This is a genomic window from Mycobacterium sp. E3251 (assembly GCF_001666835.1).
Lineage (GTDB): Bacteria > Actinomycetota > Actinomycetes > Mycobacteriales > Mycobacteriaceae > Mycobacterium.
Genome location: NZ_LZJF01000004.1, coordinates 1 through 14,629, shown reverse-complemented (window position 1 = coordinate 14,629; position 14,629 = coordinate 1). Strand labels below are relative to the sequence as shown.

At 69.2% G+C, this 14,629-nt stretch carries 13 protein-coding genes; 3 read left to right on the top strand and 10 right to left on the bottom strand.

The genetic code is table 11. The annotated features are described in order from the left end of the window. Positions 1-27: 27 nt before the first annotated feature. Genes pgl through tkt form a run of 5 tightly spaced genes read right to left on the bottom strand, consistent with a single transcriptional unit; the run spans position 28 to position 6,456 of the window. The gene (pgl, locus tag A5697_RS00270; protein ID WP_068006945.1) at positions 28-783 is read right to left on the bottom strand and encodes a 6-phosphogluconolactonase; all 756 of its coding nucleotides are present in this window, start codon (positions 781-783) and stop codon (positions 28-30) included. After that, complete coding sequence (opcA, locus tag A5697_RS00265) at positions 780-1,691, bottom strand: glucose-6-phosphate dehydrogenase assembly protein OpcA (RefSeq protein WP_067944615.1); 912 nt, start codon at positions 1,689-1,691, stop codon at positions 780-782. The genes pgl and opcA overlap by 4 nt, the downstream gene beginning before the upstream one ends. Continuing rightward, on the bottom strand, positions 1,691-3,235 hold the full coding sequence (gene zwf, locus A5697_RS00260) for a glucose-6-phosphate dehydrogenase (protein ID WP_067944586.1): 1,545 nt from the start codon (positions 3,233-3,235) through the stop codon (positions 1,691-1,693). The genes opcA and zwf overlap by 1 nt, the downstream gene beginning before the upstream one ends. After that, positions 3,232-4,350 carry a transaldolase gene (gene tal / locus A5697_RS00255; protein ID WP_067944585.1) on the bottom strand — a complete coding sequence of 373 codons (1,119 nt, stop codon included), beginning with the start codon at positions 4,348-4,350 and terminating at the stop codon, positions 3,232-3,234. Before tal ends, zwf begins: the two co-directional genes overlap by 4 nt. Positions 4,351-4,365: 15 nt before the next feature. Next, on the bottom strand, positions 4,366-6,456 hold the full coding sequence (tkt, locus tag A5697_RS00250) for a transketolase (RefSeq protein WP_067944584.1): 2,091 nt from the start codon (positions 6,454-6,456) through the stop codon (positions 4,366-4,368). A 256-nt stretch (positions 6,457-6,712) separates the two neighbouring features. Between tkt and A5697_RS00245 the strand changes: the two genes are divergently transcribed. After that, positions 6,713-7,642: a heme o synthase gene (locus A5697_RS00245; protein WP_067944583.1), complete on the top strand. Its 930-nt coding sequence runs from the start codon at positions 6,713-6,715 to the stop codon at positions 7,640-7,642. A 23-nt stretch (positions 7,643-7,665) separates the two neighbouring features. Here the strand turns inward: A5697_RS00245 and A5697_RS00240 are convergent, their stop codons facing one another. Further along, complete coding sequence (locus A5697_RS00240) at positions 7,666-8,640, bottom strand: quinone oxidoreductase (RefSeq protein ID WP_068006943.1); 975 nt, start codon at positions 8,638-8,640, stop codon at positions 7,666-7,668. A 19-nt stretch (positions 8,641-8,659) separates the two neighbouring features. Between A5697_RS00240 and A5697_RS00235 the strand changes: the two genes are divergently transcribed. After that, positions 8,660-9,322 (top strand): hypothetical protein, encoded by a 663-nt coding sequence (locus A5697_RS00235; protein ID WP_068006941.1) that lies wholly within the window; start codon positions 8,660-8,662, stop codon positions 9,320-9,322. Here A5697_RS00235 and A5697_RS00230 read toward each other — a convergent pair. The 4 genes from A5697_RS00230 to mptB all read right to left on the bottom strand — a co-directional run bounded on the left by A5697_RS00230 (position 9,272) and on the right by mptB (position 13,717). Beyond that, the gene (locus A5697_RS00230; RefSeq protein ID WP_197500867.1) at positions 9,272-10,207 is read right to left on the bottom strand and encodes a heme A synthase; all 936 of its coding nucleotides are present in this window, start codon (positions 10,205-10,207) and stop codon (positions 9,272-9,274) included. The two genes, A5697_RS00235 and A5697_RS00230, sit on opposite strands and share 51 nt — an antisense overlap. 77 nt (positions 10,208-10,284) lie before the next feature. Then, positions 10,285-10,995: an ABC transporter permease gene (locus tag A5697_RS00225; protein ID WP_231971926.1), complete on the bottom strand. Its 711-nt coding sequence runs from the start codon at positions 10,993-10,995 to the stop codon at positions 10,285-10,287. A gap of 77 nt (positions 10,996-11,072) precedes the next feature. Continuing rightward, positions 11,073-12,008: an ABC transporter ATP-binding protein gene (locus tag A5697_RS00220; protein ID WP_156673017.1), complete on the bottom strand. Its 936-nt coding sequence runs from the start codon at positions 12,006-12,008 to the stop codon at positions 11,073-11,075. Beyond that, positions 12,005-13,717: a polyprenol phosphomannose-dependent alpha 1,6 mannosyltransferase MptB gene (gene mptB / locus A5697_RS00215; RefSeq protein WP_068006933.1), complete on the bottom strand. Its 1,713-nt coding sequence runs from the start codon at positions 13,715-13,717 to the stop codon at positions 12,005-12,007. Before mptB ends, A5697_RS00220 begins: the two co-directional genes overlap by 4 nt. Positions 13,718-13,821: 104 nt before the next feature. Between mptB and A5697_RS00210 the strand changes: the two genes are divergently transcribed. Then, positions 13,822-14,610 (top strand): metalloregulator ArsR/SmtB family transcription factor, encoded by a 789-nt coding sequence (locus A5697_RS00210; RefSeq protein WP_082953168.1) that lies wholly within the window; start codon positions 13,822-13,824, stop codon positions 14,608-14,610. Positions 14,611-14,629 lie beyond the last annotated feature (19 nt).

Sequence of the window (14,629 nt, the reverse complement as noted above, 5' to 3'; positions counted from 1 at the left end):
TATCACCCGGATCAAACCGGGCGGGGGTTAGCCTGGCTGACCCGGGCGAGCGGGCAGTTTGGCCGCGGCCTCCTCGTCGAGCAGCCACAGCGTGGTTTCCTGCCCGATCGCCCCGGCGGCCGGCACCGAGACCGGCGGGGCGCCGCCGACGGCCGCGGCCACCGCGTCGGCCTTGGATGCGCCGGACACCATCAGCCAGACCTCGCGTGAACGCTGGATCGCGGGCAGCGTCAGAGTGATTCGTTGGGGAGGCGGCTTGGGGGAGTCCTCCACCGGGACCACCATGCGGCTCGTTTCCAGCACGGCGGGGGTGTCGGGGAACAGCGAGTTGATATGGCCCTCCGGCCCCATGCCCAACAGGTGCACGTCGAAATTCGGCACGGGCTGGCCGGGTGCGGCGTTAGCCGCCAGCAGCTGTTCGTAGGCCAGCGCGGCGGCGGCGAGGTCGGTGCCGAATTCGCCGTCGCTGGCCGGCATCGTGTGCACGTGGCTGGACGGAATGTCGATCCGGTCCAGCAACGCCTCCCGGGCCTGCTTGTCGTTGCGCTCGTCGTCGTCCTCGGGGACGTAGCGCTCGTCGCCCCAGAACAGGTGCACCTTGGGCCAGGCGATCTCGTGCCCGGCCAGCGACTTGAGCAACCCGATGCCGTTGCCACCGCCGGTCAGGACGATGAGCGCTCGGTCCCGGGCGGCCACGGCGTTGCGGATGTTATCGGCCAGTCGGTTCGCCGCGGCCTCGACCAGCGCCTGAGCTTCCGGAAAAACTTCGATGATGGTGCTCACACGTACTGCACTTTCTCAATGCCCTCTAGCGCTAATTGATAAATCTCATCGGGATCCAGCCGCCGCAGGTCTTCGGCGAGGCATTCGCCGGTTTCCCTGCGGGCCAAGGGAAGCAGGGCCTCCGGCTTGGCGGTGCGACTCAGGGTCGCCGTTCTACCCTCTTGGGGCCGGCTCAGGACGATGGTCTCGCTCTTGCGTACGAGTTCCACCTTGAGCTCGCCGACCGCGCGGCGTACCGGGCCGTCGATGCAGCTGGCCAGCCAGCCCGCCAGGATGTCAAGCGCCGGTTCGGTTTTCAATCCGGACACCAGGGCCGACTCGATCGGTTCGTGGGGCGCCAGGTCGACCGCGGAGGTCAACAGTGCCCGCCAGTAGGTGATGCGGGCCCAGGCCAGATCGGTGTCGCCGGCCGTGTAACCGGGCAGTCGACCCTTGATGGCCGATAACGGATCGGTTCCATTGGTGGCATCGGTGATGCGCCGAATCGCCAACTTGCCCAACGGGTCCTGCGCCGGAACCGCCGGCGCGACGTCGGGCCACCATGCCACCACGGGGATGTCGGGGAGCAGGAACGGGGTGACCACGCTGGCGGGGTGCCCGGCAAGCGCCCCGGACAGATTCAGGATCACCACCTCGGTGGCCCCGGTGTCTCCGCCCGCGCGTAGCTGCGCGTCCAGGCGCGGCTCGTCGGCGTACGGGTCGCCCCGCATCGTGACGATGATCCGGCTGGGGTGCTCGTGGCTGGCGTTGTTGGCGGCCTCCAGCGACTCTTCCAGGATGGCGTCGCTGTCGGGCGCGATGATCAGCGTCAGCACCCGGCCCATCGTCACGGCGCCGACCTTCTCCCGCAGTTCCTCGAGTTTCTTGTTGACCGCGGTGGTGGTGGTGTCGGGCATGTCGATGATCATCAGGGCCGCCGCCATTCCCGGCCGGTCCGGCGCAGCATCTCGAAGGCCGAATCCGGACCCCAGGTGCCCGCCTCGTAGGGCTCGGGCTTGCCGTCGGCCGCCCAATTATCGAGGACGGGATCCAATATCTGCCAGGCCAATTCGACCTCTTCGTTGACCGGAAACAGGGACGGTTCGCCCAGCAGCACGTCGAGGATCAGCTGTTCGTAGGCTTCCGGTGACTCCTCGGCGAACGCCGAGCCGTAGGAGAAGTCCATGTTGACATCGCGGACCTCCATCGCGGTTCCCGGCACCTTGGAGCCGAACCGCAGCGTGATGCCCTCGTCGGGCTGCACCCGGATGACCATGGCGTTGGTGCCCAGTTCGTCGGTCATGGTGGCGTCGAACGGCAGGTGCGGCGCGCGTTTGAAGACGAGCGCGATCTCGGTCACCCTGCGGCCCAGGCGTTTTCCGGTCCGCAGATAGAACGGCACACCGGCCCAGCGGCGGGTGTCGACCTCCAGCGTGATGGCGGCGAACGTCTCGGTGGTGGAGTCCTTAGCGAACCCCTCCTCGTCGAGCAGCCCGACGACCTTCTCGCCGCCCTGCCAGCCGCCGGCGTACTGGCCGCGGCTGGTGGTCTCGTCGAGCGGTTCGGCCAGCTGGGTCGCCGAGAGCACCTTGATCTTCTCGGTCTGCAACGCCGCGGGATTGAAGCTGACCGGCTCTTCCATCGCGGTGAGCGCCAGCAGCTGCATCAGGTGGTTCTGGATGACATCGCGGGCGGCGCCGATACCGTCGTAATAGCCGGCGCGCCCGCCCAATCCGATGTCCTCGGCCATGGTGATCTGCACGTGATCGACGTAGTGCGCGTTCCAGATCGGGTCGAACAACTGATTGGCGAACCGCAGCGCCAGGATGTTGCGGACCGTCTCCTTGCCCAGGTAGTGGTCGATGCGGAACACCGCCTCCTCGGGGAAGACGGCATTGACCGCATGGTTGAGCGCCTGCGCGCTCTCCAGGTCGTGCCCGAACGGCTTCTCGATGACCACCCGGCTCCATCGATCGCCCTGCGGGCGGGCCAGCCCGGACTTGTGCAGCTGTTCGCACACCACCGGGAAGGACTTCGGCGGGATGGCCAGGTAGAAGGCGTGGTTGCCGCCGGTACCGCGCTCGGCGTCCAGTTTGTCCAGGGTTTCGGCCAGCCGGGCGAACGACGTGTCGTCATCGAAAGACCCTGGCACGAAACGGAATCCCTCGGCCAGCCGCTCCCAGTTCTCCTCCCGGAACGGCGTCCGGCAGTGATCCTTGACGGCCTGATAGACCACCTTGCGGAAATCCTGGGTTTCCCAGTCCCGACGGGCGAAGCCCACCAGGGAGAAGCTCGGCGGCAGCAGCCCGCGGTTGGCCAGGTCGTAGATGGCCGGCATCACCTTCTTGCGGGCGAGGTCGCCGGTGACACCGAAAATGACCATGCCGCATGGGCCGGCGATCCTCGGCAGCCGCTTGTCGCGCTTGTCCCGTAACGGGTTATGCCATTGTGCAGCGTTACGAGCCGGGCTCATTTCGAGGCGGAATCCAGCTGTTTCTGCGTCTCCTCCAGCAGCTCGGTCCACGAGTCCACGAACTTCTCCACGCCCTCGTTCTCCAGCACCTGGAAGACGTCGGTCAAGTCGATCCCGATCGAGCTCAGCTTGTCGAACACCTCCTGGGCGCCCGAAGCGGTGCCGGTGACGGTGTCACCCTTGATCTCGCCGTGCTCGGCGACCGCGTCAATCGTCTTCTCCGGCATGGTGTTCACCGTGTTCGGAGCGACCAGCTCCGTGACGTAGAGGGTGTCGGAGTAGTCGGGGTTCTTGACCCCGGTGGACGCCCACAGCGGGCGCTGCACTCGGGCGCCGTCGCCCTTGAGCGCCTCGTAGCGATCGCCGCCCTCGAACACCTCCTGGTAGGCGGCGTAGGCCAGCCGGGCATTCGCCACCCCGGCCTGACCGCGCAACGCCAGCGCCTCCTCGGAACCGATCTTCTCCAGCCGCTTGTCGACCTCGGTGTCCACCCGGGAGACGAAAAACGATGCGACGGAATGGATCTTGGACAGGTCGTGTCCCGCCTCGCGCGCCTTCTCCAGGCCGGCCAGGTAGGCGTCCATCACCTGGCGGTGCCGCTCCACCGAGAAGATGAGCGTGACGTTGACCGAAATCCCTTCCGCCAGGACGGCCGTGATAGCCGGGATGCCGGCCTTGGTCGCAGGGATCTTGATGTACGCGTTCGGCCGGTCGACGATCTTCCACAGCTCGACGGCCTGCGCCGTGGTCTTGTCGGTCTCGGCCGCCAGGCGCGGGTCCACCTCGATGGATACCCGGCCGTCGACGCCGTCGGAAGCTTCCCACTGCGGCCGCAGCACGTCGCACGCGTTGCGGACATCGTCGGTGGTGACGGTGCGGACGGTGGCGTCGACGTCGGCGCCCCGCTCGGCGAGCTCGGCGATCTGATCGTTGTAGGTGTCGCCCTCAGCGAACGCCTTCTGGAAGATCGACGGGTTCGTGGTCACCCCCACAACGCTTTTCGTGTCGATCAGCTCCTGCAGATTGCCCGACTGCAGCCGCTGGCGCGACAGGTCATCAAGCCAAACGGAAACGCCCGCGGCGGACAGCGCCGCGAGGTTTGGGTTCTGAGTCATGTGAATCACCCTTTCTCAGTTATCCACGACTTGTTCCGCAGCGGCCGCGACGGCGTCTGCGGTGAAACCGAATTCACGGAACAAAGTTTCGTAGTCGGCGGATTCGCCGTAGTGCTCGATCGACACGATCTTGCCGGTGTCGCCGACGAGCTTGTGCCAGGGCTGCGCGACGCCCGCCTCGACGGCCACCCGGGCCGACACCGACGGGGGCAGCACGCTGTCGCGGTAGTCCTCGGGCTGGGATTCGAACCACTCCACGCACGGCATGGACACCACCCGCGCGACAATGTCCTTGTCCGCCAACAGCTTCTGGGCCTCAACCGCAAGCTGAACCTCTGAGCCGGTGGCGATCAAGACGACGTCCGGCTCGTCGCCGCCGGGATCACCGAGGATGTAGCCGCCCTTCGCCACGCCCTCGACGTTGGTGCCTTCGAGGATCGGCACGCCCTGGCGGGTCAGGATCAGCCCGACCGGACCGCTGCCGTTGCCGCGGGCGAGGATTGTGCGCCAGGCGTACGCCGTCTCGTTGGCGTCGGCGGGCCGCACCACCGACAGCTTGGGGATGGCGCGCAGCGCCGCGAGGTGCTCGATCGGCTGGTGTGTCGGTCCGTCCTCGCCGAGCCCGATCGAGTCGTGCGTCCACACGTAGATGGTGTCGATGTCCATCAGCGCGGCCAGCCGCACCGCCGGGCGCATGTAGTCGGAGAACTGCAGGAACGTGCCGCCGTAAGCCCTGGTCGGGCCGTGCAGCACGATGCCGGACAGGATGGCGCCCATCGCGTGCTCGCGCACACCGAAGTGCAGCGTGCGGCCGTACCAGTCCGCCGTGTAGTCCTTGGTCGAAATCGACGGCGGACCAAAGGATTTGACGTTGTCCATGGTGGTGTTGTTGCTGCCCGCCAGGTCGGCCGAGCCGCCCCACAACTCCGGAAGCTTCGGACCCACGGCATTGAGCACCTTGCCGGACGCCGCACGGGTCGCCAGCGCCTTGTCGCCGGGTTCCCAGCGCGGGATGTCGGCTTCCCAGCCGTCGGGCAATTCCTCGGCGGTCAACCGGTCCAGCAGTGCCTTGCGGTCGGGTTCGCGCTCCGCCCACGCGTCGAAGTCCGCCTGCCACTTCTCGTGTGCTTCCTTGCCCCGGTCCACCAGCTTGCGGGTGTGGGCGATGACCTCGTCGCGCACCTCGAACTTCTTCTCGGGATCGAAGCCCAAAATCTCCTTGACGGCCGCGACTTCCTCGTCGCCCAGCGCCGCGCCGTGCGCCTTGCCGGTGTTCATCAACTTCGGCGCCGGGAAGCCGATGATGGTGCGCAACTCGATGAACGACGGCCGGTCGGTGACCGCCCTGGCGTTGGCGATGGCCTCCTCGATGCCGACGACGTTCTCGCCGCCTTCGACCCTTTGCACGTGCCAGCCGTAGGCCTCGTAGCGCGCGGCGGTGTCCTCGCACAGCGCGATGTTGGTGTCGTCCTCGATCGAGATCTGGTTGTGGTCGTAGAACACGATGAGGTTGCCCAGCTGCTGGACCGCGGCCAGCGACGAGGCTTCCGAGGTGACGCCCTCCTCGATGTCGCCGTCGGAGGCGATCACGTAGATGAAGTGGTCGAACGGGCTGGTGCCCTCGGCGGCGTCGGGGTCGAACAACCCGCGCTCGTAGCGCGCGGCCATGGCCATGCCCACCGCTGAGGCCAGGCCCTGGCCGAGCGGACCGGTGGTGATCTCAACGCCCTTGGTGTGCCGGAACTCCGGGTGCCCGGGCGTCTTGGAACCCCATGTGCGCAACGACTCGATGTCGGACAGCTCCAGGCCGAACCCACCCAGGTAGAGCTGGATGTACAGCGTCAGGCTGCTGTGCCCGCAGGACAACACGAACCGGTCGCGACCGAGCCAATAGGTGTCGCTGGGATCGTGTTTCATCGTGCGCTGGAACAGGGTGTACGCCAGCGGGGCCAGGCTCATCGCCGTTCCGGGATGTCCGTTGCCAACCTTCTGGACCGCGTCGGCGGCCAGCACCCGAACGGTGTCGACGGCAGCCGAGTCGAGCTCGGACCAGTCGTCGGGGAGATGCGGTTGGGTCAGCGTCGAGATCTCTTCGAGTGTGGTCACAGACTCAGTCCTTGGGGTCATCAAGCTGATCAATCCCACCCTAGTGCGGGAGGGCCGGCTCTTGCAGTGCAGGTTTTGGGTACCCGCAGCCGGCCCGTGTGAAAATTACGCGGTGGCCGTCGACCCGTAACATTCAGTTCGGAAATCTGGGAGAAGTCTGGGTGAATGGACCCTGCGGGCGGGCCATAAGCGGGCCGCGGTCTACCATCGTGTGTAGTAGATGCTGCGCGCTGCTGCGACCCCAAGGAGTGATTGCGTGAGCGTTCGCGGGCGCGTCGCCCCGAGTCGAGGGGCACCGAGCCGAATACAGGGCACGGTGCTGGCGTATCTGGCACTGACCAAGCCGCGGGTGATCGAGCTGCTGCTCGTCACCACCATTCCGGCCATGCTGCTTGCCCACCGCGGCGCCGTGAATCCGCTGCTGATCCTCAACACGTTGGTCGGCGGGATGCTGGCCGCCGGGGGAGCCAACACCCTGAACTGCGTGGCCGACGCCGACATCGACAAGGTGATGAAGCGCACGGCGCGCCGGCCACTGGCCAGCGCCAGGGTCCCGCGCAGCCACGCGCTGGTGTTCGGATTGGCGCTGTCGGTGGCGTCGTTCTTTTGGCTGTGGTGGACGACGAACATGCTGTCGGCACACCTGGCCGGCGCCACCATCGCCTTCTATGTGCTGGTCTACACGCTGCTGCTCAAGCGGCGTACGTCGCAGAACGTCGTGTGGGGCGGCGCCGCCGGCTGCATGCCGGTGATGATCGGCTGGTCGGCCGTCACCGGCACCATCGGCTGGCCGGCGCTGGTGATGTTCGCGATCATCTTCTTCTGGACGCCGCCACACACCTGGGCGCTGGCGATGCGTTACAAGGACGACTACAAAGCGGCCGGCGTCCCGATGCTGCCCGCCGTCGCGACCGAGCGTCAGGTCACCAAGCAGATCCTGATCTACACCTGGCTGACGGTCGCGGCGACACTGGCGCTGGCGCTGGCCACCGGCTGGCTCTACGCGGCGGTCGCCGTGGTCGCCGGGGTGTGGTTCCTGGCGATGGCCCACCAGCTCCACGCCGGGGTTCGCGCCGGCGAGCCCGTCAAGCCGCTGCGGTTGTTCCTGCAATCGAACAACTACCTCGCAGTGGTGTTCTGCGCGTTGGCGGTCGACTCGGTGATCGCGCTGCCGCATTTGTTCTGACGCGCCGCGTCGCGGCTGCGCTCTCAGGGCAGCAGCACGATGGAGCCGGCGGTCTTGCGGCCCTGCAGGTCCTGATGGGCGCGCGTGGCTTCCGACAGCGGATAGCGCCCGCCGACCTCGACGGTGATGGCCCCGCCGGCGATCGCGTCGAACAATTCCTCGGCCCGCCAACTGAATTCCTGGCCGGTGCGGATGAAGTGCGCCAGCGACGGCCGGGTCAGGAACACCGAGCCGGCGGCGTTGAGGCGCTGCGGGTCGAACGGCGGAACGGGTCCGCTGGCCGCTCCGAACAGCGCCAGCGTTCCCCGCACCGCCAGGCTGGCCAGGCTGGCGTCGAACGTCGTGGCGCCCACGCCGTCGTACACCGCCTCGACGCCGGCGCCGTCGGTGAGCCCGCGAATCTGCCGGCCGAATTCGTCAGCGTCGTCGGGGTAGGGCAGCACCTCGTCGGCACCCGCCCGCCGGGACAGCCGGGCCTTCTCCGGCGTGGAGACCGTGGTGATGACCCGGGCGCCCAGCAGATGGGCCCACTGCGTCAGGATCAATCCGACCCCGCCCGCGCCGGCGTGCACCAGGATGGTGTCGCCGGCCTGCACCGGATACACGGACTTGAGCAGGTAGTGCGCGGTCAAGCCTTTCAGCAGCACCGACGCCGCCACGTCGGAGCCCACGCCGTCCGGCACGTGTGCCGTCAAAGTCGCTGGGGCTGTGGCGTATTCGGCGTAACCGCCCGACGCCGACGCGCTGACCACCCGGTCGCCGACGCGGAACCCGTCGACGCCGTCGCCCGCCGCGGCGACGGTGCCGCACAGTTCCGAACCGAGGATGAACGGCAGCTCACGCGGGTACTGGCCCGAGCGGAAGTAGGTGTCGATGTAGTTGACGCCGATCGCCTCGGCTTTGATCAAGACCTCGCCGGACCCCGGTGTGGGTTGGGGCGCGTCGATGTAGCGCAGCACCTCGGGGCCGCCGGTTTCGCTGACTTCGATTGCGTGCATGTGCTTATCATGCCCGGGCATGAAACTCGCCCGTCCGGACATCTTCCATCCCCGCCTCGTGCTGGCGGGTCCTCCCGGGCGCGCGGGCGGCGACCCCGACGACGCCGGCCTGGTGCCCGCGTTGCGAACTCGTGGGCTGCACGCCCGCTGGCGGTCCTGGGACGACCCCGAGACCCTGCGCGCCGACCTGGTCATCCTGCGTGCGACCGCGGACGATCCGGAATGGCGCGACGAATTCCTGGCCTGGACGCGGCGGGTGCGCCACCTGCTCAACCCCCCCGACGCGGTCGTTTGGAACCTCGGTGAGCGGTATCTGCGCGACCTGGAGAACGACGGGGTGCCGACGCTGGCGGGCGGGACGGCGGGGGCGGCGTTGATCTTCCTGGCCGGCAAGCAGTCGCACGCCTGGCCGGACGAGCCGGAGTTCGAAACTTGGGATCTCGGCTACACCGCGCTCGCGGCGGCCGCGGATCGCGCCGGAATCGCGGCGCGCGACCTGCTCTACGCACGCGCCGACGTGGCCGGGGATCGGCTGGTGCGGCTCGACCTCGTCGCGCCCTCGCTGGGCTGGCGGCACCTGGACGCCACCACCCGCGAGCGCGCACAGCGCGAGTTCGCGCTGGCCGTGGAGTCAGCCTGCGAGCGGCTCGGGCTCGGCCCGCTCTCGCATCGACGCCCATAGCGCGGCGGTCGCGGCGGTGCACGCCGCGGCCCCGGCCACGTGCAGGGCGACCAGCGCGGCGGGCACTCCAGTGAAGTACTGGGCGGTGCCGACCGCGGCCTGCGCGCACACCAGGGCGAGCAGGACGATCAGCCGCCGCAGGATGGGCCGGGCGGCGCCCACCGCCAACAGCCCGAAGCCCAGCCCGACCAGCAGGGCGAGGTAGGCGATCAGCAGCGAGGAGTGGGCGTGGACCAGGGTGTCCACGGCGACCTTGAGCCGGGGGACGGTTCGGGTGGGGCTGCGGTCTCCCGCGTGCGGGCCGGCGGCCGTCACCAGCGTGCCGGTGACCAGCACCACGGCCAGGTCCAGGCCGATCAGCGCGGTCAGGGCGCGTAGCGGCCGGGGCACGCGCCGGTGCACCACTCCGTCGTCGGGCTCGCCGATCTTGACGTAGAGCAGCACCGACAGCCACACCATCGTCATCGAGGTGAGCAGGTGGATGGCCACCGTCCACCACAGCAGCCCGGTGCGCACGGTGATGCCGCCGATGACCGCCTGGACCACCGTCGACACCGGCATCAGCCACGCGTACACCAGCACTTCCCGGCGGCGGCGCGCCCGGGTCACGGCCAGCACGGCGAGCGCCGCGGCGACGACCACCGCGAAGGTGATCATGCGATTGCCGAACTCGACCGCCTGGTGGACGCGCGGCACCTCGGCGTGCGCGACCGGGACGAAGCTACCCGGAAAGCACTGCGGCCAGGTGGGACAACCGAGCCCCGACGCCGTGACCCGGACGATCGCGCCGGTGACGGCGATGCCGCCCTGGGTGAGGATGACGGCCGCGGCGACGAGGCGCTGGACGCGCACGCTCGGGTTGGGGAGCAGGTCGACCAACCGCATCAGCGTGCGTCCCACGGGCATGGCCCGATGGTAGGCCAAGGAAAACTACGTCCTGTAGTAAGCCCTCGGGCCGCCCGTCAGGTGAACCGGAACCAGCGCAGCGCCGCCAGCGCCGCCACCGCGCCCCACACCGCCAGGACGACGACGCCGAACCAGTCCACCGACAGGACCATCGCCCGCGACAGGGCCTCGGTCAGCGCGCCCGAAGGGGTGAGCCGGGCCGCCCACTTGACGCCGGTCGGGATCATCCCGGATTCCACCGTCAGCGCACCGAGGCCGGCGAAGACGAACCACAGCAGGTTGGCGACCGCGAGCACGATCTCGGCCCGCAGCGTCCCGCCCAGCAACAGCCCGAGGGCGGTGAAGCCCGCGGTGCCCAGCGCGATGACCGCCGCACCCAACGCCAACGCGGCGGGGGCGGGTCGCCAGCCCAGCGCAAACCCGATGGCGCCCAACAGGATTGCCTGCAGGAACACCACGGTGACCACGGCCAGCGACTTGCCGGCGATGATGCCCCAGACCGGCAGCGGGGTCGCCCCCAGCCGCTTGAGCGCGCCGTAGCGGCGGTCGAAGGCGACCGCGATGGCCTGCCCGGTGAAGGCGGTCGAGATGACCGCGAGGGCCATGATGGCCGGAACGAAGGTGGCGGCGCGGTTGTGCCCGAAGGAGCCAAACGGCAAGAGCGTCAACCCGACTAGCAGCGTGATCGGGATGAACATGGTCAGCAGCAGCTGCTCGCCGTTGCGCAGCAGCAGCTTGAGCTCGAGGCCGAACTGCGCGGCCAGCATCCGCGGCACGGTGCTGGGCCGCGGGTCGGGGCTGAACGTCCCCGCGGGAAAGACGTTCGATTGGGTCTTGTCCAGATTCAAGGCCGCAACTTCCTGCCGGTGAGGTCGAGGAACACGTCCTCGAGGCTGCGCTGCTCGACGCGCATGTCGGTGGCCAGCACGTCGATCCGCGCGCACCACGCTGTCACGGTGGCCAGCACTTGAGGGTCGACCGGGCCCTCGACCAGATACTCGCCCGGCGTCACCTCGGATGCCTTGTACTCCTCGGGCAGGGCGGCGGTCAGCAGCGACAGGTCGAGCCGCGGCGGCGCGGTGAACCGCAGCTCGTCCTTCGCGCCGGCGCGCATCAGCTCGGTCGGCGTGCCCGCGGCGACGGTCGCGCCGTGGTCGATGATGACCAGCCGATCGGCCAGCTCCTCGGCCTCCTTGAGTTGGTGGGTGGTCAGCAGCACCGTCACGCCGTCGCGGCGCAACGCGTCGATCAGTTCCCACACCAGCAGCCGGGCGTGCGCGTCCATGCCCGCGGTCGGTTCGTCGAGGAAGACCAGTTCCGGGCGGCCGACCAGCGCGCACGCCAGCGCGAGCCGCTGCTGCTGCCCACCGGACAGCCGTCGGTAGGTGGTGCGGGCAGCATCGGTGAGGCCCAGGGTGTCCAGCAGCCACGCCGGGTCCAGCGGGTCGGCGGCGTAGGAGGCGACCAGGTTGAGCATTTCCCCCGCGCGGGCGCTGGGATAGCCGCCGCCACCCTGCAACATCACCCCGATGCGGGTGCGCAGGCGGGCGTTGTCGGCGATCGGGTCCAGCCCGAGCACCTCGATGGTGCCGGCGTCCGGGCGCACGAAACCCTCGCACATTTCGACCGTCGTGGTCTTGCCGGCGCCGTTGGGGCCCAGCAGGGCGAGCACTTCGGCGGCGTGCACCTCGAGGTCGAGATCGGCGACGGCCGTGGTGGATCCGTAGTGCTTGCTCACCCCGCGAAGTCGCACGACTGTTTCAGGAACGTCCGAGCTCACGTGGAATCAGCGTAGGCGTCGGGCACCGCCTCGGAACGCGGGGTGGCCAGGGGGGTCTGGGGCGTCTCCGGTGTGGGTGCGGTTTCAACGACCGCCTCGGGCGTTCCGGCGTCCTCGCCCGGGAGCCGCCGCCAGGGCAGGCGGGTGTACGTCAGCGCGATGAGCGCCGCCACGATGACGGTGCTGGCGAGGGTGGCGTCCACGATCTGGAACAGCGCGAAGCGGTCCCCGTTGGCCGTCGGGCCGAAGATGCCGACGACGAGGGTGATGACGATGACCGCCACCCGGAATCCGCTGCGGGTCGCCCAGGCGGCCAGCGGAATGATCGCCCACAACAGATACCAGGGCTGCACGACGGGAAACAGCAGCACAGTGACGCCCAGCGCCACGCCCAGGCCACCGATCGGGTGCAACCGGCCGCGGAAGACGGCCAGTAGCAGCCAGCCCACCATCACCATGATGATCAGCACGCCGATGGCGCGGGTGAGCCCCAGCACCGCGGTGGTGTGATCGCCGAGTCCCAACAGGATCCCCACCTGCCCGGTGCCCAGTGCGAGCAGGGTGGGCGGCGACATCCAGCTGCGCACGACGTTGGCGGTGCCGAGCGTGTAGATCCAGCCGAACCCGAGGCCGCTGGCCCAGCCGACCGCCGCCATCACCGCCAGCGACAACGTCGTCATCGCGCCGCCCGCGAGCAGCAGCGCCCGCAGGTTGCCCCCGCAGCGGTAGGCCAGCGCCATCGTGACGAACCCGAGCGCCAGCAGCGACGGCAATTTCACCTGCGACGACAAGGTGATCAGGATGGCGCCCGCCAGCAGCATGCCCAACGGTTCCCAGTCGGGGCCGGGCCGCCATGAGGCCGGGAACAGTCGCGGAGAATCGATGCCCCGCAGGGCGAACTCGGCCCCCGCGAGCATCAGCCCGAGCATCAACGCCTCGTTGTGCACGCCGGCGACCAGATGCATGATCAGCAGCGGATTGGCCGCGCCCAGCCACAGCGCGCTGACCTCGGCGACGCCGCAGCGCCGGGCCAGCCGCGGGGTCGCCCACACGATCAAGCCCACGCCGATCAGCTCCACCAGCCGGTGACACAGCACGGCGGCGACGATGTTCTCGCCGGTGATCGCCGAGATGCCGCGCCCGATCCACAGGAAGAGCGGGCCGTAGGGCGCCGGGGTCTCCCGCCACAGGGTGGGGACCGACAGCGTGAAGACGTGGGACAGGCCGAGTCCGGACGCCGGACCGACCCGGTAGGGGTCGAGTCCTTCCAGGGAGATCTGGCTCTGGGCCAGGTAGGAGTAGACGTCCTTGCTGTACATCGGCGGCGCGATCAGCAGTGGCAGCGTCCACAGCAGCAAGGTGCGGTCCAGGTCGCCGCGCGACATCCGCCTGCTGCCCAGCGCGAACCGGCCGAGCATCAGCCAGGCCAGCGCCATCATCACCGCGCCGGTCGTCGTCATCGTCAACGACACCGTCTGGATCCGCGACGGCAGGTTGAGCAACCGCACCCCGAACGTGGGGTCCTGCACGACGGGCCGGGCCCCGGCGCCCAGCGCGCCGATCGCCATCAGGACGGTGCCGGTGGCCCCGAACAGGCGGGTGCGCTGCAGCGCGGTGAGCTCGGTATCGTTCAGCGGCGTGCCCACCGCCTGCTCGTCGCCATGCAAGCTGGCGATCGACGAGCTCAGCACGTGGTGGCGGGCTGCCATCAGAGCAGCGTAGCCGCCGGGGCGTCCCGGCACCCCACCCGCTTGCGGGGGATGTGCCGCCCAATGCGCGAGTGTGACCAGCGCAACGCCCGCTCAGGGCACCCTTGGTAGACCGATCCCTGGAATTGCGTCACACTGGTGTTGTGAAAATCCGAACCGATCTCGACGACGCTGCCGTGGGTGCAGCGGCCGCCGCGGTTCGGGACGGCCACACGCGGCGCGCCATCGTGCGCCTGCTGGTGGAGTCCGGATCGATCACCGCCGGCGAGATCGGCGACCGGCTCGGGTTGGCGGCCGCCGGTGTGCGGCGCCATCTCGACGCCCTGATCGAGGCGGGCGACGCCGAGTCGGTGCCCGCCGCGTCCTGGCAGCAGGTGGGGCGCGGGCGCCCCGCCAAGCGCTTCCGGCTCACCGCGGCGGGCCGCGCCAAGCTCGAGCACGCCTACGACGACCTCGCGTCGGCGGCCATGCGCCAGCTACGGGAGATCGGCGGGGAGGACGCCGTCCGCACCTTCGCCCGGCAGCGGATCGACGCGATCCTGGCCGGCGTGCCCGCGGCGGACAGCGACGACGACGCCGAGGTCGAGGCGGCCGCCGAACGGGTTGCCGGCGCGCTGACCAAAGCCGGCTACGTCGCCACCACGACACGGGTCGGGGGACCGATCCACGGCGTGCAGATCTGCCAGCACCACTGCCCCGTTTCGCACGTCGCCGAGGAATTCCCGGAGCTGTGCGAGGCCGAGCAGCAGGCCATGGCCGAGGTGCTCGGGACCCACGTGCAGCGGTTGGCGACCATCGTCAACGGGGACTGCGCCTGCACCACCCACGTACCACTGACCCCGGCGCCCAGCCCGCGTCGCGACACCACGAGCATCGAAGGAGCGTCGTTATGACCCTCACGCCAGAGGCCCA

Coding starts and splice junctions, on each gene's coding strand:
- opcA (WP_067944615.1), bottom strand. CDS start 1,691: ATGATCATCGACATGCCCGACACCACCACCACCGCGGTCAACAAGAAA.
- zwf (WP_067944586.1), bottom strand. CDS start 3,235: ATGAGCCCGGCTCGTAACGCTGCACAATGGCATAACCCGTTACGGGAC.
- tal (WP_067944585.1), bottom strand. CDS start 4,350: ATGACTCAGAACCCAAACCTCGCGGCGCTGTCCGCCGCGGGCGTTTCC.
- A5697_RS00240 (WP_068006943.1), bottom strand. CDS start 8,640: ATGCACGCAATCGAAGTCAGCGAAACCGGCGGCCCCGAGGTGCTGCGC.
- A5697_RS00235 (WP_068006941.1), top strand. CDS start 8,660: ATGAAACTCGCCCGTCCGGACATCTTCCATCCCCGCCTCGTGCTGGCG.
- A5697_RS00230 (WP_197500867.1), bottom strand. CDS start 10,207: ATGCGGTTGGTCGACCTGCTCCCCAACCCGAGCGTGCGCGTCCAGCGC.
- A5697_RS00225 (WP_231971926.1), bottom strand. CDS start 10,995: ATGCTGGCCGCGCAGTTCGGCCTCGAGCTCAAGCTGCTGCTGCGCAAC.
- mptB (WP_068006933.1), bottom strand. CDS start 13,717: ATGGCAGCCCGCCACCACGTGCTGAGCTCGTCGATCGCCAGCTTGCAT.